The 18,012-nt window shown below is 61.9% G+C and carries 11 protein-coding genes and 1 tRNA gene; 9 read left to right on the top strand and 3 right to left on the bottom strand.

Annotation, left to right across the window (positions count from 1 at the left end; genetic code table 11):
* Positions 1-68 precede the first annotated feature (68 nt).
* Together ATF69_RS09525 and yoaA are read left to right on the top strand one after the other, a co-directional pair.
* A complete protein-coding gene (locus ATF69_RS09525; RefSeq protein WP_146870768.1) occupies positions 69-272 on the top strand; it encodes a YdcH family protein in 204 nt (67 codons plus the stop codon).
* The gene (gene yoaA, locus ATF69_RS09530; RefSeq protein WP_146870769.1) at positions 272-2,344 is read left to right on the top strand and encodes a DNA repair helicase YoaA; all 2,073 of its coding nucleotides are present in this window, start codon (positions 272-274) and stop codon (positions 2,342-2,344) included. The genes ATF69_RS09525 and yoaA overlap by 1 nt, the downstream gene beginning before the upstream one ends.
* Here yoaA and ATF69_RS09535 read toward each other — a convergent pair.
* Positions 2,307-3,104 carry an outer membrane protein assembly factor BamD gene (locus ATF69_RS09535; RefSeq protein ID WP_056744462.1) on the bottom strand — a complete coding sequence of 266 codons (798 nt, stop codon included), beginning with the start codon at positions 3,102-3,104 and terminating at the stop codon, positions 2,307-2,309. The genes yoaA and ATF69_RS09535 overlap by 38 nt on opposite strands.
* Before the next feature lie 209 nt (positions 3,105-3,313).
* On the opposite strand from ATF69_RS09535, the gene dnaE reads away from it, so the two are divergent.
* The 3 genes from dnaE to clpA all read left to right on the top strand — a co-directional run bounded on the left by dnaE (position 3,314) and on the right by clpA (position 9,719).
* Positions 3,314-6,847, top strand: coding sequence for a DNA polymerase III subunit alpha (gene dnaE / locus ATF69_RS09540; RefSeq protein WP_146870770.1), 3,534 nt, complete (start codon positions 3,314-3,316; stop codon positions 6,845-6,847).
* A 97-nt stretch (positions 6,848-6,944) separates the two neighbouring features.
* Positions 6,945-7,313, top strand: a complete 369-nt coding sequence (clpS, locus tag ATF69_RS09545; RefSeq protein WP_146870771.1) for an ATP-dependent Clp protease adapter ClpS — start codon at positions 6,945-6,947, stop codon at positions 7,311-7,313.
* Positions 7,314-7,370: 57 nt separating this feature from the next.
* The gene (clpA, locus tag ATF69_RS09550; protein WP_146870772.1) at positions 7,371-9,719 is read left to right on the top strand and encodes an ATP-dependent Clp protease ATP-binding subunit ClpA; all 2,349 of its coding nucleotides are present in this window, start codon (positions 7,371-7,373) and stop codon (positions 9,717-9,719) included.
* 111 nt (positions 9,720-9,830) lie between these two features.
* Here the strand turns inward: clpA and ATF69_RS09555 are convergent, their stop codons facing one another.
* Positions 9,831-12,026: an AsmA family protein gene (locus ATF69_RS09555; protein ID WP_342212239.1), complete on the bottom strand. Its 2,196-nt coding sequence runs from the start codon at positions 12,024-12,026 to the stop codon at positions 9,831-9,833.
* A gap of 191 nt (positions 12,027-12,217) precedes the next feature.
* Between ATF69_RS09555 and ATF69_RS09560 the strand changes: the two genes are divergently transcribed.
* The gene (locus ATF69_RS09560; RefSeq protein ID WP_146870774.1) at positions 12,218-13,126 is read left to right on the top strand and encodes a pseudouridine synthase; all 909 of its coding nucleotides are present in this window, start codon (positions 12,218-12,220) and stop codon (positions 13,124-13,126) included.
* 284 nt (positions 13,127-13,410) lie between these two features.
* Complete coding sequence (locus ATF69_RS09565) at positions 13,411-15,351, top strand: Cache 3/Cache 2 fusion domain-containing protein (RefSeq protein WP_280178996.1); 1,941 nt, start codon at positions 13,411-13,413, stop codon at positions 15,349-15,351.
* 73 nt (positions 15,352-15,424) lie between these two features.
* On the opposite strand, the gene ATF69_RS09570 is transcribed toward ATF69_RS09565, so the two are convergent.
* Positions 15,425-15,498: transfer RNA gene (locus ATF69_RS09570), tRNA-Gly, on the bottom strand.
* Positions 15,499-15,742: 244 nt separating this feature from the next.
* On the opposite strand from ATF69_RS09570, the gene ATF69_RS09575 reads away from it, so the two are divergent.
* Positions 15,743-16,636, top strand: a complete 894-nt coding sequence (locus ATF69_RS09575) for a sulfurtransferase (RefSeq protein ID WP_208758713.1) — start codon at positions 15,743-15,745, stop codon at positions 16,634-16,636.
* A gap of 125 nt (positions 16,637-16,761) precedes the next feature.
* On the top strand, positions 16,762-17,985 hold the full coding sequence (locus tag ATF69_RS09580; protein WP_146870777.1) for a YeeE/YedE family protein: 1,224 nt from the start codon (positions 16,762-16,764) through the stop codon (positions 17,983-17,985).
* The last annotated feature ends 27 nt before the right edge of the window (positions 17,986-18,012 follow it).

Below are 18,012 nucleotides of genomic sequence, written 5' to 3' on the forward strand. Positions count from 1 at the left end.
GGAAAGCGGGCCAAGCGCGTATTATCCGCCCGCCTGTGGCATTTTTGCCATGCCCATGGCCTCCTGCCTTGAAACCCAGTCTGCACTCTCCCCACCGTCAGTTGATCGAGCTGCGCATGGAACATGCCGATCTCGACGCACTCATCGACCGGTGTACGCCCGAAGCGGCACCCGACGAACTCACCCTGCGCCGTCTCAAAAAGCGCCGACTCGTGTTGCGTGACGCGATGGAACGGCTGGAGCGGCAACTTCAACCGCAAGAGCCCGCCTGATGTCACTGGAGGCCATGGTGCCCGAGGTGTTTGCCTCCGATGGTGTGCTGGCGAGGGCGGATGGGCATTTTCAACCGCGTGACGGTCAGACCCAGATGGCCATTGCGGTGGCCCAGACCATTACAGAGGGAGGGGCGCTGGTGGTGGAGGCAGGCACCGGAGTGGGCAAGACCTTTGCCTACCTGGTGCCGGCCTTGCTGAGTGGCGAGCGGGTGCTGTTGTCTACGGCCACCAAGGCCTTGCAAGACCAGTTGTTCGCCCGCGATCTGCCCCGCTTGGCGCACATCCTGGGGCTGCCCGTTCGCATGGCCCTGCTCAAGGGGCGCGCCAGTTACTTGTGCCTGCACCGAATGGAGCAGGCGCGGCAGGATGCTCAGGCCTTGGACCGAGGCGTCGCCCGTGTGCTGGCCAAGGTGGAGGATTGGTCGCGCCAGACCGTATCCGGCGATCTGGCCGAGCTGACAGGGTTGGACGAGCGATCGCCCGTGATCCCCTTGGTCACCTCGACGCGTGAGAACTGCCTGGGGTCTTCCTGCCCGCGCTTTCGGGAATGCCATGTTCATCGGGCGCGGCGCGAGGCGTTGGCGGCTGACATCGTGGTCATCAATCACCATCTGTTCTTTGCGGATGTGGCGGTACGCGAGTCAGGCATGGCCGAGTTGCTGCCGACGGTGCGTGTGGTCGTTTTTGATGAGGCCCACCAGATCAATGAGACTGGCGTGCAGTTCTTGGGTACGCAGATTTCCACGGGGCAATGGATAGACTTTGCCCGTGACCTTTTGATAGCCGGGCTGCAGCATGCGCGCGGTCTGGCTGACTGGACAGGCCTGGCGCAGCTTCTGGAGTTGTCTGCGCGGGACCTCCGTCTGGTCGTGGGCACCGCTGCTTTCCAGGGGCTGAATGGCATTTCGGGAGGGGGCAGATTGCGCTGGACGGAGGAGGCACCCGAAGGTGTCTCGGGCGCCGTATGGCAGTCCGCGCTGCGCGCATTGGCCTCGGCCTGTGCTCAGGCGCTGGAGGCCCTGGACACCGTGAGCGAAATGTCTCCCGATCTGGAGCGCTTGTACGAACGGGGCAGTGCACTATTGGCCCGGCTGGCCAGGTTTTCAGGCCCGTGCCAGGCCGATGCGGTGCGTTGGCTCGATGTCGGCAACCAGTTGCGCCTGATCGAGTCCCCGCTGGACATTGCAGACGCCATGCGCACCCGGATTCTGGCGTCGCCCGCTGAAACCTCGGACGGCGAAGCTTGGCCCGAGGAGCCTGGCTCAAACGCCGGCAGGGCGTGGATTTTCACCTCTGCGACCCTCGGTGCGGACGACGCGTTGACCTGGTTCACCGAACGAGCTGGGCTCACGGATGCTCGCATCCTTCGGGTGGCCAGCCCCTTCGACTATGCGCGGCAGGCGGCTTTGTATGTGCCGCGCCAGTTGCCGTCGCCTGCAGATCCGTCCCACAGCCGTAGTGTGGCGGACTGGGTTGCACTGGCCGCCGAGCCGCTGGGCGGGCGCACGCTGGTGCTGACCACTACGCTCAAGGCCTTGCGCACCATTGGCGACGCACTCAAAGCACGTTGGCAGGCTTCAGGCACGTTGGAGGTGCTGGTGCAGGGCGAGTGGCCCAAGCGGCGCCTGATGGAGCGTTTTCGCGAGGGGGCATCGCACGGGCGGCCGGGTTGTGTGCTGGTGGCTTCGGCGTCCTTCTGGGAGGGGTTTGATGTGCCAGGCGATGCTCTGCAACTGGTGGTTATCGACAAGCTGCCTTTTCCGCCCCCGGGAGATCCATTGGTGGAGGCTCGCACCCAACACATCGAAATGGCCGGTGGCAAAGCGTTCACTGCCTACGCTCTGCCAGAGGCGGCGGTGGCACTCAAGCAGGGTGCCGGGCGTTTGATCCGGCATGAAGCGGATCGGGGTATTTTGGTGGTGGGCGACACGCGCCTCATCACGATGGGCTATGGCAAGCGCTTGCTGGCAGCTTTGCCCCCCATGCGCAGGCTGGAATCGCTCGAAGAGTTTCAGTCTGCGCTGATGGCGCTTACCAAACCTTCCACCACGGATCCGACTTGCCTTTGACGCCGCCATTCAGATAGGCGCTTTGAGGGTAGGACTTGTCCATCACGCGGCGTGCATCGTCTCGCAGCTGGGTCATTCCGAGCGCGTCGTACGACTGGATCAGGATGTACAACGCCTCTTCCAGCGCGGGCACGCCCTGGTAGTCTGCCAATGCGACCTGCGCGCGACTGATGGCAGCCACATAGGCGCCACGCTGGAAGTAGTACCGCGCCACATGCACTTCATATTGGGCCAGCGAGTTGACGATGTAGGTCATGCGCTGGCGCGAGTCCTGCGCATAACGGGACTCAGGAAAGCGTGTGACCAGTTCGCTGAATGCTTCAAAGGAGTCTTTGGCCGCCTTTTGGTCACGCTCTGATAGATCCTGGCGCGAGATAAATGAGAACAGACCCAAGTTGTCGTTGAAGTTGACCAGGCCCTTCAGGTACAGCGCATAGTCCAATGCAGGGCTGGCAGGGTGCAGCTTCATGAAGCGGTCCAGCGTTGCGACGGCTTGCGCCTTTTCGCCCGCCTTGTAGTGGGCATAGGCTTTGTCAATCTGGGCCTGCTGTGCCAGTGGCGTGCCTGCCGCACGGCCTTCCAGCTTTTCCAGCAGAGGAACGGCCTTGTCATACGCCCCGCTGTTCATTTCGTCCTGGGCTTCCGAGTGGATGCGATTGGGACTCCAGCCTGCCGTTTTATCAACTGTGGTGCTGGAGCAGCCAACCAGCAAACCAGCCAGCAGCAGGGCGGAAACAAGGGGCAGTGGGGCACGCAGCATCGCAAGCAGCTTTCAGCAAAGAAGGAAAAAGGTGCACAAAGAAAGGCCCGAGGGTTCAGTCATAGGGGAGTGCGCTCTGCGTACTCGTCACGGAAGCCTTCGGCGCCATTTCGGGCACGAAAAAGCATTGTACTGGTGGCGCCAGCAGCGCCAAGGCGCTGCCGACGCAAGTCCTGTTGGAGAGTCGCAGGGGTTTCTACAATGCCTGCATGTTTGTTCATTTGCGCCTGCACACCGAGTTCTCCGTCGTTGACGGTACCAATCGCATCGACGAGGTGGCCAAAGCGGCCGCCAAGGACGGCCAGCCCGCTCTGGCCATCACCGATCTCAATAACCTTTTCGGGGCGATCAAGTTCTACAAGGAAGCGCGAGGTAAAGGTGTCAAGCCCATCTTGGGTGCAGAAATCTTTCTTGAAGGCGAGGCGGGAGGTGTCCCATCGCGCCTTATCCTCCTGGTGCAGAGTCGCCAGGGGTATCTGAATCTGTCGGAGCTGCTGGCCCGGGCCTGGACGCGCAATATCGTCAAGAATCTGGCGCTGAGCACTTGGACGTGGCTGGAAGAGCTGTCAGAGGGATTGATTGCCCTGTCTGGCGCGCAGGCGGGCCCGGTAGGGCAAGCGCTGATGAAGGGGGATGAGTCAGGTGCCGCCGACGTTGCGTTGCGCTTGGCGGGCATTTTCCCGCACCGGTTTTACATCGAGCTGCAACGGGCCGGCCGAAACGACGATGAAGCCCATGTGGTGGCAGCCGCTCAGCTTGCTGCCCGGTTGAACCTGCCGGTGGTGGCGACCCACCCCGTTCAGTTTGCCGAGCCCGATGATTACGAGGCCCACGAGGCGCGCATCTGTATCGCCGAGGGGGAAATCCTGGCAAACCCGCGTCGTGTCCGCAAGTTCACCCGCGACCAGTATTTCAAGTCCTCGGCGGAGATGGAGGCCTTGTTTGCCGACCTGCCATCGGCCATCGCCAATACGGTCGAGATTGCACAACGCTGCAACCTGACCCTGGTGCTGGGCAAGCCGCAGCTCCCGGATTTTCCGACGCCCAACGGCATGCCCATCGACGAGTATTTCCGCTACGCGTCGTTCGAAGGGCTGGAGGAGCGCCTGAAACATCTTTTTCCTAACGAAGCTGAGAGGGACAAGGAGCGCCCGCGCTATGTCGAGCGTCTGGAATTCGAGCTGGGCACCATCCTCAAAATGGGGTTCCCGGGCTACTTCCTGATCGTGGGTGATTTCATCCAGTGGGCGAAGCAGAACGGCTGCCCAGTGGGGCCCGGCCGTGGCTCCGGCGCCGGTTCGCTGGTCGCTTATGCGCTAAAGATCACTGACCTGGACCCGCTGCAATACAACCTGCTGTTCGAGCGGTTCCTGAACCCGGAGCGCGTGTCGATGCCCGACTTCGACATCGACTTTTGCCAATCTAACCGCGACCGGGTGATTGACTACGTCAAGGACAAGTACGGCAAGAACGCCGTGAGCCAGATCGCTACCTTCGGCACGATGGCGGCCAAGGCGGCCATCCGCGACGTGGGCCGGGTCATGGACATGAGCTACACATTTTGTGATGGCATCTCCAAGCTGGTGCCAGGCAAGCCTGGCATGTCCTACACCCTGGCCTATCCGCCTGAGGTGAAAAAGGACGGCGACAAGAACAACTATGCGCTGGAACTGGAGCCCATGCTCTACGAGCGCGTGCGCAAGGAAGAAGACGTCAAGACCGTCATCGAGATGGCACAAAAGCTTGAGGGTATGACGCGAAACATCGGCATGCATGCCGGTGGCGTTCTGATCGCGCCCGGCAAACTCACCGATTTTTGTCCGCTGTACCAGCAGCCGGGTAGCGAGTCCGCCGTGAGCCAGTATGACAAGGACGACGTGGAAGCCATCGGCTTGGTGAAGTTCGACTTCTTGGGGCTTGCCACGCTCACCATTCTGGAAATTGCGCGCGAGTTCATCATGAAGCGGCACAAGGGCCAGGAGAATTTTGCGTTCGAGAATATTCCCCTCGACGACGGACCCACTTATCGGCTGTTCTCTGAGGGTAAGACCGAAGCAGTGTTCCAGTTTGAAAGCCGCGGCATGCAGGGCATGTTGAAAGAGGCGCGGCCCAGTCGGCTGGAAGACCTCATTGCCCTGAATGCGTTGTACCGGCCGGGGCCTATGGACCTGATTCCCAGCTTTGTGAACCGCAAGCATGGCAAGGAAGAGGTCATCTACCCCCACCCGCTGGTAGAGCCGGTGCTGGCCGAAACCTACGGCATCATGGTGTACCAGGAGCAGGTGATGCAGACCGCCCAGGTGCTGGGCGGATATAGCTTGGGCGGCGCCGACATGCTTCGGCGTGCCATGGGGAAAAAGAAGGCCGAGGAAATGGCCGAACACCGCGCCATTTTCCGCAAGGGTGCAGCGGAGAAAGGCATCAGCCAGGAGAAGGCCGACGAGGTGTTCGACCTGATGGAGAAGTTCGCGGGCTATGGCTTCAACAAGTCACACGCGGCTGCTTACTCCCTGCTGGCGTACCACACTGGCTGGCTCAAGGTGCACTACACGGCCGAGTTTTTCTGCGCCAACATGACCGTAGAAATGGACGACACCGACAAGCTCAAGGTGCTGTTCGAGGATGCACACAAGATGGGGCTGTCGTTCGAGCCGCCGGACGTGAATCGGGGCTTTTATCGGTTTGAACCAGTCACCGACAAGATCATCCGTTACGGTCTGGGGGCGGTGAAAGGCACTGGACAGCAGGCGATCGAAGCTATCGTCGGGGCCCGTGAAGGGCGCGGTGAAGGCCCCCAGGGTTCGACCAAAGGGCCCTTCAAAAGTCTGTTTGACTTCTGCGTGCGAGTGGACAAGGCCCGCATGAACAAGCGCACGGTCGAGGCCCTGATCAAGGCGGGTGCCTTTGATTCGATCCATCTCAATCGGGCGGCCCTGGTGGCCTCTATTGATCGGGCCTTTGACTTTGCTGCCGCAACGCTGGCCAACGTCAATCAGGGCGGCTTGTTTGACATGATGGGTGATGATGCCCATGGCTCCGGCACCCAAGAGCCCGATCTGGTGGACGCAACGCCCTGGGGTATCAAGGAGCGGCTTACGCTGGAGAAAACCGCCGTCGGGTTCTACCTGTCTGGCCATCTTTTTGATGAAGTGGCGACCGAGGTGCGCCGTTTTGTGCGCACCCAGATCGATGAGCTGCTTGACAGCCGAGAGCCCCAGGTACTTGCCGGCATCATCAGCGACTTTCGGGTCATCAACGGGCAACGCGGGAGGCTGGGACTCTTCAAGCTGGACGACAAGTCCGCTGTGATTGAGGCTTCTGCCGATGAGGCGTTGCTCAATACCTACCGCAATCAGCTCAAGGAAGATGAGTTTGTAGTGATGATGGGCCGGCTGCAGCTGGACCACTTCAGTGGCGGTCTGCGCGTCAAGGTGCAGCAGGTGTGGGACCTGGCGGGCGCGCGTTGCCGGTTTGGCAAATACCTGCATGTGACTGTGGGTGATAAGGCGCCAGATGTGCCGCGCTTGGTACGCGAGTTTCCGCCGTTGCGCGAAGAGGTCGCCGAAGGGGGGTTGGTGCACGGGTTGCGCGTGCGCATGGGCGTGCGCTGCCAGTCGGACGATGCTGCTGCAGTGGCAGAGTTGCAACTGGGTGAAAACGCGCGTTTCTACCCCAGCGATGCTGCGTTGGCGGCATGGACCGCCCAAGTGGGTGCCGGTGCCGCCAATGTGGTGTACGAGTGATTGAGTTCCCCGCAGAAGTTTCTGTAAGCCGTGGGTTGAAAAATACCTGGTCAACAACCAGCTTCTCCTGCAGCGGCACCCTGTTCGGGTCGCTAGAATGATTTTCATGGCAACAAAACCACCTTCACCCCCCACCGCGCCGCCCGTGACCCGGCCTGCGCGGGATGATGGCGGTTCGGTCGTGCTCGAGAGGCGCACCCAAAAGACCCAGCCGCCGCAGATGTACCAGGTGGTCATGCTGAACGACGACTACACGCCCATGGAGTTCGTCATCGTGGTTCTGCAGGAGTTTTTCAGTAAAGACCGCGAAACTGCCACCCAGATCATGTTGAAGATCCACCTCGATGGCAAAGGCGTCTGCGGCGTTTATTCGCGCGATGTGGCAGCCACCAAGGTAGAACAAGTGCTTGACGCCGCCGCCAAGGCGGGCCACCCACTGCAATGTGTGAGTGAACCTGTTGCATAACAGGTTTTTCATCCCCACTTAGAGTTATCTTTTCCACGCAAGCACAAAGGAGTTCACATGATTGCCCAGGAACTGGAAGTCAGCTTGCACATGGCCTTTGTTGAGGCCCGCCAGCAGCGCCACGAGTTCATCACCGTGGAGCATCTGTTGCTTGCACTGCTTGATAACCCCAGCGCAGCGGAAGTGCTGCGCGCGTGTTCGGCCAACATCGATGACCTGCGCTCATCGCTGGCCAACTTCATCAAGGACAACACCCCCCAGGTGGCCGGCACCGACGAGGTGGACACCCAGCCCACGCTGGGTTTCCAGCGCGTGATCCAGCGCGCCATCATGCACGTGCAGTCCACCGGCAACGGCAAGAAAGAGGTGACGGGTGCCAATGTGCTCGTGGCAATTTTTGGCGAAAAGGACTCGCACGCCGTGTACTACCTGCACCAGCAAGGTGTCACGCGGCTGGATGTGGTGAATTTCATCGCCCACGGTATCAAGAAGGGCGAGCCGCCCGAGCCTGCTAAGGCCGAGAATCAGGCCGAGGGCGAAGAGGGCGGAGGTGGTGAGCGTAACGAAAAGGCGTCGCCGCTGGAGCAATTCACCCAGAACCTGAACCAGGCCGCCAAGGATGGCAAGATCGATCCATTGATCGGCCGCCATTACGAGGTCGAGCGCACGATCCAGATTCTGTGCCGTCGCCGCAAAAACAATCCTCTGCTGGTGGGCGAGGCAGGGGTGGGCAAGACTGCGATTGCCGAGGGCCTGGCTTGGCGCATCACGCAAAACGATGTGCCCGAGATCCTGGCCGAGGCAACGGTGTACTCCCTGGACATGGGTGCGTTGCTTGCGGGCACCAAGTACCGCGGCGATTTCGAGCAGCGCCTGAAGGGTGTGCTCAAGTCGCTCAAGGACAAGCCCAACGCCATCTTGTTTATCGACGAGATCCACACCCTCATCGGTGCGGGTGCAGCGTCGGGCGGCACGCTGGATGCGTCCAACCTGCTCAAGCCGGCGCTCTCCAGCGGCCAGCTCAAGTGCATCGGCGCCACCACGTTCACCGAGTACCGCGGCATCTTCGAAAAAGACGCCGCCCTGTCGCGCCGCTTCCAGAAGGTGGACGTGGTCGAGCCGACCGTGGCCGAGACCATCGACATCCTCAAGGGCCTGAAGTCGCGCTTTGAGGAGCACCACAGCGTGAAGTACGCCGCTGCCGCCCTGCAGGCCGCTGCCGAGTTGAGCGCCAAGTACATCAACGACCGCCACCTGCCCGACAAGGCGATCGACGTGATCGATGAGGCCGGTGCGGCCCAGCGCATCATGGTGCCCAGCAAGCGCAAGAAGACCATTGGCAAGACTGAGATCGAGGAGATCGTCGCCAAGATTGCGCGCATTCCGCCCGCCAACGTTTCCAACGACGATCGAGGCAAGCTGCAGACGCTGGAACGCGACCTCAAGAGCGTGGTGTTCGGCCAGGACAAGGCCCTGGAAGTGCTGGCCAGCTCGGTCAAGATGGCGCGCTCGGGCCTGGGCAAGGGCGACAAGCCGATTGGCTCGTTCCTGTTCAGCGGCCCCACCGGCGTCGGCAAGACCGAGGCGGCCAAGCAGCTGGCCTACATCATGGGCATCGAGCTGCTGCGTTTTGACATGTCGGAGTACATGGAGCGCCACGCCGTGAGCCGCCTGATTGGCGCGCCCCCGGGCTACGTGGGGTTCGACCAGGGTGGCCTGCTGACCGAAGCCATCACGAAGAAGCCGCACGCGGTGCTGCTGCTCGACGAAATCGAGAAGGCGCACCCGGACATCTTCAACGTGCTGCTGCAGGTCATGGACCATGGCACGCTGACCGATAACAACGGACGCAAGGCCGACTTCCGTAACGTGCTCATCATCATGACCACGAACGCCGGCGCCGAGACCATGAACAAGGCGACCATTGGCTTTACCAACCCGCGGCAGGCGGGCGATGAAATGGGTGATATCAAGCGCCTGTTCACGCCTGAGTTCCGCAACCGGCTGGATGCCATCGTCAACTTCAAGGCACTCGATGAACAGATCATCCTGCGCGTGGTGGACAAGTTCCTGCTGCAGCTGGAGACGCAGTTGGCCGAGAAGAAGGTGGAGGTCACCTTCACCGATGCCCTGCGCAAGCACCTGGCCAAGAAGGGGTTCGATCCGCTGATGGGCGCGCGCCCTATGCAGCGCCTGATCCAGGACACCATCCGCCGCGCCTTGGCCGACGAGTTGCTGTTTGGCCGCCTGACGGAAGGGGGACGCCTGACCGTTGATATCGACATGAAGAAGGACGACAAGGGTGTGGAAACACCCGACGTGCTGCTGGATATCCAGCCTTTGCCGAAGAAGGAGCGTTCGGCGAAGTCCGAGCCTGCAGAGCCTGAAGAGGCGACGGCCGACTGACCTCGGGTTCCTCGCAGATCCACGAAAAGCCCACGGTTCACGCCGTGGGCTTTTTCATTGGCGATGGCCGCCGGGGCCCATACACCCGCCGAGGCGGTGTTGAACTGTTTTTTAGCGTGATGGCGTGCGCGCGACCGGCGCGCCAGCGCGCCCTGCCTTGACCGGTTGTGTAGCTTGAGCAAGCAAGGGCGCACACTGCGCGTCGTCGTCAGCTCCGGGTACCGTTACAGGCAACAATGCCAAGGCGGCAGGCGCGGCCACCGCAGCGGCAATGGCTGCCCCGGCGCGCAACAGCAGGGGGCCTGGTTCTGCGCCCACATCGGGTTTGCCCAGCGTGCCGCGCACGTACAGCGGAGTGCGCAGCGAGAAGAACTTCCACTCCAGCGACGCTGGTTTCACGCTCAGGTTCAGGCGTTCCTCTGCCATGTCGATGGTGCCCGTGACATCCACCACCGCCTCGTTGGTGCTCAGCTTGGCGGTGCGGACCGTGGCAAGGCCTTCGCGCACCGCCAGATCTGCCACCGCGCAATGCAGTTGCACTTCTTTGTTGTCGCCAAACAGTTTGCCCACCACGATGCTGCCCACGTTGAGTGCAGCGCGGTCGAGTAGTTCGCGGCTCAGAGTGCCATCGCGCACATACAGGCGGGCCTCGCCGCTGCTGCTGCCAAGCCACTGCGCTACGGAATTCCCCTGGCCATTCAGCGCCATGGCGCCATCGAGTCGCCCCAGGCTTTTTTGGGTCAGTTCCACCTCGGGAAACAGCGCAGCGAGCCGCAGGTTTTGCACGCGGGTGTCCATGTGTACCGTCAGCGGTCGTTTGCGGCTGTCCAGCACCAGTTTGGATTCAATCTGGCCTTTGGCCACACCAAAATGCAAGGGTTCCAGGCGCAGCACGGCATCGTCCAATACAGCATGCACGCTAAGGTCCTCCAGCGGCAGGCTGTTGGGTCGGATCACACGCTGCCCCGCAAACTTGAGATCCATATCCATGGTGCTCCAGCGATCGGTGGCAAACGCAGCGTTGGGCAGTACCTTGCCATTGCGGCCAGGCTGGGCAGTCGCCGTGGTGGCTGTACCGAGCACTGGTCCCAGGTCCACCAGGCGCAACTGATTGGATGTGATAGCGCCTGAAAGTTTGCCGCGTGGCGCAGCCGACACGAAGCGCAGATTGCCGTGCAGATCGCTCTGGCCTACCGTACCAGTGAAGTCACGGTAGTCCCATACAGCACGGCCTGGTTGCAGACTGCCCTGCAATCGTCCCTGGGTCTGAAATGCGGGCGTATTGGGCAGTACAAGACCCGTGAGTGCATACAGGTCTGCCATGCTGGCGCCTTTGAGCATGACTTGGAAATCCATTCCTGACAGCGCACCAGGGTTTGCCAGAATGCCCCGAACGGCCGTTTCTACGCTGCCCGCCTTGGCGGTGAATTGCAGGGGGTAGTTCACCTCTTTGTCGCGTAGCGAGAGCACAGAGCCGGCCTGACCCTGACCCTCGATACGCGCCTTGCCCAGCGTGCCCTTGAGGTCGAAGCGCACGCCATAAACTGGGGTGCTGGAGGCACTCGCCGTGCCAGACGCAGGCGATGCAGCATTCCCCGATGCAACGACTGTCTGCCCTTCGCTCAGGGTGTCGACGCGGGCGGTCAGATCAAGGTCTTGCTTGGCGTCGTTATATGCCAAATGCCCCCCGCGGACCGCTAGCTGATGAATGCTGAACGCCCAGCGCGGCGTGGCGTCATCGGGATCCCTCTTTGGGAGCAGTGTCCAATTGTTGCTACCGTCGCGCAGGCGGGCGAGGGAGATGTCCGGGCCAGACAGCTCCAGGGTATCAATGACCACTTGCCGCCCCAGTAGTGGCCAAAGCTTGAGCGATGCGCGCGCCATCTCGGCGCGTGCCGTGGTTTGGGGCGTTGCGGCTTTGCCAGGACGGGCAAATCCTGGCGGGTCTTGCAGAACCAGCTGGGTTCCCTGCACAGTGATGCCGGGAACCCAGCGGTGCCACCCTTCTTCAAGGGGCTGTGGCCAGTGCCAGGATGCGGATAAATCGCCCTCCACCGCAAACTGTCGTCCGGCTGCCTCGCTGAGGGTTTGGTTGATCCAGGGTTTGGAGCGGTTCCAATCCCACTGGCTCAGCGTTACCGCGCCTATCAGCAGCAGTCCTACCATGACTCCCGCTACGCCACAGGCAATGCGGACCCTGCTATGGCCCTGCCTCGGGCGAGGCGTTGAAGTCACTCCCGCTGGTGCCATTGCCGTCGCCATTGCGCGTGCAGATGTGGTGTGCTGGTCCGTTTGGGGCCTTGTCATAGAGCAGCCATGCTAGCCCGCAGAACGCAAATTTGCGTCGATTGCGTTGGTCAAAAGGCCTTTTGGCGTGCTTGTCCTACAGCGTTGCTCTGCATGGGCTTTGTGCTCCACCTGTATGCGCGGGTGAAGCGCTATCCCCGGTCGGGACTGGCGTATCTTGACGCCGACCAACCCCCTAGAATTTGCACGCCATGCACAACCCTCGCCATCCCCATGTATTGCCCGTGCGCGATGGGGTGAGCCCCAGCTGCGTGGTACTGCCTGCGCGAGGGCAGGGCAGCATGCTGGATTTTTTGACAGAGCGGCTGCCGGCCGTATCCCGTGAAGGGTGGCAGGAGCGCATGGAGGCGGGTGTCGTGGTGGATGAACGCGGGCGGGCCGTGTTGCCTGATCGGGCTTTTGAGGGAGGGCTGCGCCTTTACTACTATCGTAGCCTTCCCTCCGAGCCCGCCTTGCCGTTCAGTGAAGCGGTGGTGTACCAGGACGAGCATCTGGTGGTGGCAGATAAGCCGCACTTCATGCCGGTAACGCCCTCAGGCCGGTATCTGCATAACACCTTGCTGGTACGCCTCAAACGGCGGTTGGGGCTGCCCGAGCTCTCGCCATTGCACCGCATTGACCGTGATACGGCTGGGTTGGTGATGCTGTCAGTGCATCAGGCAACGCGCGGAGCGTATCAGGCGCTGTTCCGCGATCGACAGATCATCAAGCATTACGAGGCCGTTGCGCCGTGGCGCGCCGACCTGACCTTCCCGCGTGACCACCGCAGCCGGTTGGAGGAGAGTCCGCAGTTCTTTCGTATGCAGGAGGTGTCGGGCGAGCCCAATAGCTACACCCATATCCAGGTGCTAGAGGTCACAGGCGACTGGGCTCGGTACCTGCTGTCGCCCGTCACTGGCAAGCGCCACCAGTTGCGCGTGCATATGGCGGCCCTGGGGCTGCCACTGCGCAACGACCCTTTTTATCCCGTCGTCAACGACCCGCCCGAAGGCGACTACTCGCGGCCTCTGCAGCTGTTGGCGCGGTCTCTTGAGTTTGTGGATCCCGTAACTGGGGTGCAAAGGGTTTTTGAAAGCAGACAGGCGCTGAGCCTGCCTTGAACACGCTGGGACCTCGACGCAGACCTGCATGACCACTTCTGTGTGCAGCAGCGAGTTGTTGTTGTGGTGAGTTTTTGCAAGGGTTTTCCCTATGCCTAAAAAGGCCATTGCACTGGCGATGGTTTTGTTTTTGCGCGACTTCGGGTACTTTGGTTCTCCGTATGCAAGTCGATGCATAAATTACCCAAACGCACCAGATGATTCCCTCAAGCTCCCGCCATTCCGTCGCCTTCAAGCTGTCCTTGACGGCTTTGCTCAGTCTGTTGGCGGTTTTGTTGGCCACGATGGGCATCGTCAGTACCCTGCTCTGGAAAGACTTCGGTCGCCTCGCGCGTGGTGATGCCATGCAATACGCCGCCCAGGTACGCACTTTGGTCCAGACCTTTGATGAAACGGCGCAAGAGCAGGCCAAGCGCGACTTCACCCTGTTCAAGGCGAATTTCCCAGGTCAATTCACCGTCGCAGAGTCGCCCGGGGCCGATGGAAAGCCCGAGGCGGTGCTGTCTTTCCAGGGGGCCTCCGTCAACGGCGACTTTGAAGTGGTGGACCGATTCTCCAAGGACAGCACGGGAGCAGTGGCCACGATTTTCGCGCGCACCGGCGACGATTTCATTCGTGTGACCACATCCCTCAAAAAGCAGGATGGTGAGCGTGCTTACAAGACCCTGCTGGACCGTAAGCACCCGGCCTATGCCCTCATGAATGAGGGCAAAACCTATATCGGCCGTGCCAGCCTGTTTGGCCGTGAGTACATGACCGTGTATGAGCCCATCCGCGACGGGACTCGCACCATCGGCATCCTGTTCATTGGCTCCGACATGGGTGCCATTCTGGGCAAGCTCGACACCGTGATGGCGGGACAAAAATTGTTTACCTCGGGTGCTGTGTATGCCGTCAATCTCTCATCAGGCCCCGCACGGGGCAGTGTTTTCGGGTTGCCCGGCGCTGGCAAGTCCCTGAAGTTGGATGACAAGGACGACAACGCCAAGGCTTGGCTGGCGTCGTTGGCTGCGGTCCAGTCCTCTGGCGATCTGGAGTCCGGTTGGTCGCCCCGTCGAAGCGGTGAGAGTGATACCGCCACCCGCTACGTGGCGGTTGAGCACTACAGACCCTGGAGCTGGGCCATCGTTGCCGAGGCACCTTTGACAGAGATGATGAGTGAGGCGCGCGGCGTGCTCACCTGGCTTTGGCTGGGTGTGGCGGTGGCACTCGCGTTGCTCACTGTGGTGCTGTTGGTGGCTACGCGCAGGCTGGTGGGTGCCCCCGTGCAGCAGCTAAGCACAGCCCTTGGCTATCTGGCGCAGGGGGATCTCACGCACGCGGTGTCCGTCCGGTCGCGCGATGAAATCGGCTCTCTGGCCCAGGCCATGGAAGGCTTTCGCGTCCGGTTGGTGGAAAGTTTGGGCACGGTGCGTACCAGTGCCGACAGCGTATCTGCTGCCAGTACGGAGATTGCACAGGGCAACCAGGACCTGTCAGGCCGTACCGAAAGTCAGGCCAGTGCGTTGGAGCAGACGGCGGCCAGCATGGAGCAACTGGGCGCCACCATACGCCACAACGCCGACAGCGCAAGCCAAGCCAACCAACTGGCCGTGGGGGCCAGCCGGGTTGCCCAGCAGGGTGGTGAGGTGGTGTCCAAAGTGGTCCGCACGATGCAGGACATCAACAGCAGCAGCCAGAGGATTGCCGACATCATTGGCGTGATCGACGGCATTGCCTTTCAGACCAACATCCTGGCACTCAACGCGGCGGTCGAGGCGGCACGCGCGGGTGAACAAGGTCGCGGCTTCGCGGTGGTGGCCGCCGAGGTGCGCAATCTGGCCCAGCGCACGGCAGCTGAAGCCAAGGCCATCAAGGAGCTGATTGGCGCCAGCAGCGCCATGGTGCAACAGGGCTCGGTGCTGGCCGATCAGGCCGGCGCCACGATGCAGGAAGTCGTCAGCTCTATCCAGCGCGTGGCCGACATGGTCTCTGAAATCAGCGCGGCCAGTAGCGAGCAGACCGCCGGCGTTGGCCAGGTGGGTGAGGCTGTCACGCAGCTCGACCAGACCACGCAGCAGAACGCGGCGCTGGTGGAGGAAATGGCTGCGGCTGCCAGCAGCCTGCGCACGCAGGCGCAGCAGATGGTTGAGGCCATTGCGCGGTTCAACCTGGGCCAGGATGCGACAACGGCGCGTATGCCTGTGTCCGCATCGGACCGTGCCGTGCCAAAGCTCGGCGGCTAGAGAGCATCGACAGAAAGACATCAGCCCATGAAAAAACCTGCCAGGCATTGCTGCCTGGCAGGTTTTATTGATTTGGAGCGGGTGAAGGGAATCGAACCCTCGTATGAAGCTTGGGAAGCTGCCGTTCTACCATTGAACTACACCCGCGACGCTCCGGATTATAGGCAGCATCCGCCAGCCGTCTGGCAAGCGCTTTGTGCAAGCGTGCAAAACGCATATCCATAGCCGAACATGTTGGTTGGGTGTGATCGCGTCGGGCTCTAAATTCCTTCTACCTGCTGCACTGCACAGGCACTTCAAAGAAAGGGAACGGATGCCAATGACAACCCAACGCACTCTCTCATCACAATGGTTTGGACGCCGCTGGATGCGTGCCTCCTTGGCATCCTGCATGGCGTTATTCGGTGGAACTTTGCTCGCTGCCACACCCATCCCCGCAGGCCCTCTGGTCACCACCGAGTGGCTGGCGCAGAACCTGGACAACCCGCAGTTACGCATTGTGGAAGTGAGCGTGAACCCGGGCCTGTACGAGCGGAGCCATGTGCCGGGTGCGGTCAACTTCTCGTGGCACCAGGACCTGAACGACCGGGTGCGTCGTGACATCGTGAGCAAGGAGGCGTTTGAGGCCCTGTTGTCCAAGGCGGGCGTGTCGCAAGACACCACGGTGGTGCTGTACGGCGACACCAACAACTGGTTTGCTGCCTGGGGCGCGTGGGTGTTTGACATCTATGGTGTCAAGAACGTGAAGCTGCTCGACGGCGGCCGCAAGAAGTGGGAGGCGGAGAACCAGCCGCTGAACAACCGCGTGCCCGAGTTTGCAGCCACCAGCTACCGGGTGGCCAAGGTGAACACCGACCTGCGGGCCCGCCTGTCCGATGCATTGGCTGCGGCAGAGGGCAAGAGCAATGCAAAGCTGGTGGACATCCGGTCGGCCGACGAATACGCGGGCAAGATTTTTGCCCCGGCCGGTGTGCCCGAGCTGAGCATCCGTGCTGGCCATATCCCCGGCGCGGCTAACGTGCCCTGGGGCCAGGCAGTCAAGGAGGATGGCACCTTCAAGTCCGCCGAGGACCTCAAAAAGCTCTACGCCAGCGCGGGCGTGGATGGCAGCAAGCCCATCATCACCTACTGCCGCATTGGCGAACGCTCCAGCCACACCTGGTTTGCGCTGTCCAAGATCCTGGGCTACAGCGTCAAGAACTATGACGGTTCGTGGACGGAATACGGCAATGCGGTGGGCGTGCCCATCACCAACCCGGCGGGCACCATCTGGGCCGCGAAGTGAATGGGCTGACCGACAGAACCTTTTGGGAAGAAGCTGCAATGCAAAACAAAGAGATCTTTTGAGTTTTGGTAGGGGGTCTCCTTTACAGCCCGCCTGGTGCGGGCTTTTTTTATGGGTGCGGTGCAATGACATACAAGATCAAGGTCTCTGGCGCAGGAGCCCTGGCGTCGCTTGCAGCGCTGGCGGCATTGGGTTGGGCGGCCCAGGCGGTTCAGGGCTTGCTAGGCGGGCGCACGCTCGTTTTTGCTCTGATCACGGGCGCGGTGCTGGGGCTCGTGCTGCAGCGCTCGCGCTTTTGCTTTTACTGCCACGCGCGCGACTGGTTTGAAGACCGCAATCCGCGCGGGCTGCTGGCCATCGTGCTGGCGCTGGCGGTGGGGGTGGTGGGCTACACCGTGGTGCTGGGCAACTGGGTGCCGGTGCCCCAGCCGGGTAAGCTGCCGCCCGACATGCACGTCGGCCCCGTGAGCTCGGTGCTGGTAGCGGCTGGGCTGTCGTTTGGTACCGGCATGGTCGTGTCGGGCTCGTGCATCAGCGCGCACTGGTACCGGCTGGCCGAGGGGGCCACGGTATCGCCGTTCGCGCTGGCCGGGTCGGCACTGGGCTTCATCCTGGGTTTCAAGACCTGGAACCCCTTGTACAGCCTGAGTGTGGCCGATGCGCCCGTGGTGTGGCTGCCTGCCCACCTGGGGTATGGCGGCGCCTTGCTGGTGCAACTGGGCGGGTTGGCCATGGTGGCTGCCTGGCTTTGGCGGGGCTTTGCGCAGGAGGCCACCGCATCATCAGCGCCGGGTGCAGTCCCTGCCGTACCAAGACTTCGTGCCGTGTGGCGCAACCTGTGGACCGGGCGCTGGCACTACTGGGTAGGCGGGTTGGTCGTGGGGCTGATTGGCGCATTTGCCATCGTGCGCATGCGACCCCTGGGCGTGACAGCCACGCTGGGCAGCGCCGCACGCCAGTGGGCACAAGGGCAGGGCTGGATTCCAGGCCGGCTCGATGGACTCGACGGATTTGCGGGCTGCGCTACCGTGCCGCAGGCCACCTGGGTTACCCCCAATGCCATGCTGTTGGTGGGCCTGGTGGCGGGGGCGTTCGTGGCAGCCACGGCCAGCTGCCAGTTTGTGCCGCGCTGGCCCACGTGGCTCGATGCTGTACGAGGCCTGTCGGGCGGCGTGTTCCTGGGCTGGGGGGCGATGACCGGGCTGGGCTGCACCATTGGCACGCTGCTGTCCGGCGGCATGGCGGGCGCGCTGTCGGGTTGGGTGTTTGGGCTGTCCGTATTTTTTGCGGTGTGGGCCGGTCTGCAGATCAAGCGGCTGTGGCTGAGCGGGGGGCCGCAACAACGCTGAGTCCACCCCGCAGTCCTATCCGATACA

This window comes from Acidovorax delafieldii, assembly GCF_007993815.1.
Taxonomy (GTDB): domain Bacteria; phylum Pseudomonadota; class Gammaproteobacteria; order Burkholderiales; family Burkholderiaceae_C; genus Acidovorax; species Acidovorax delafieldii.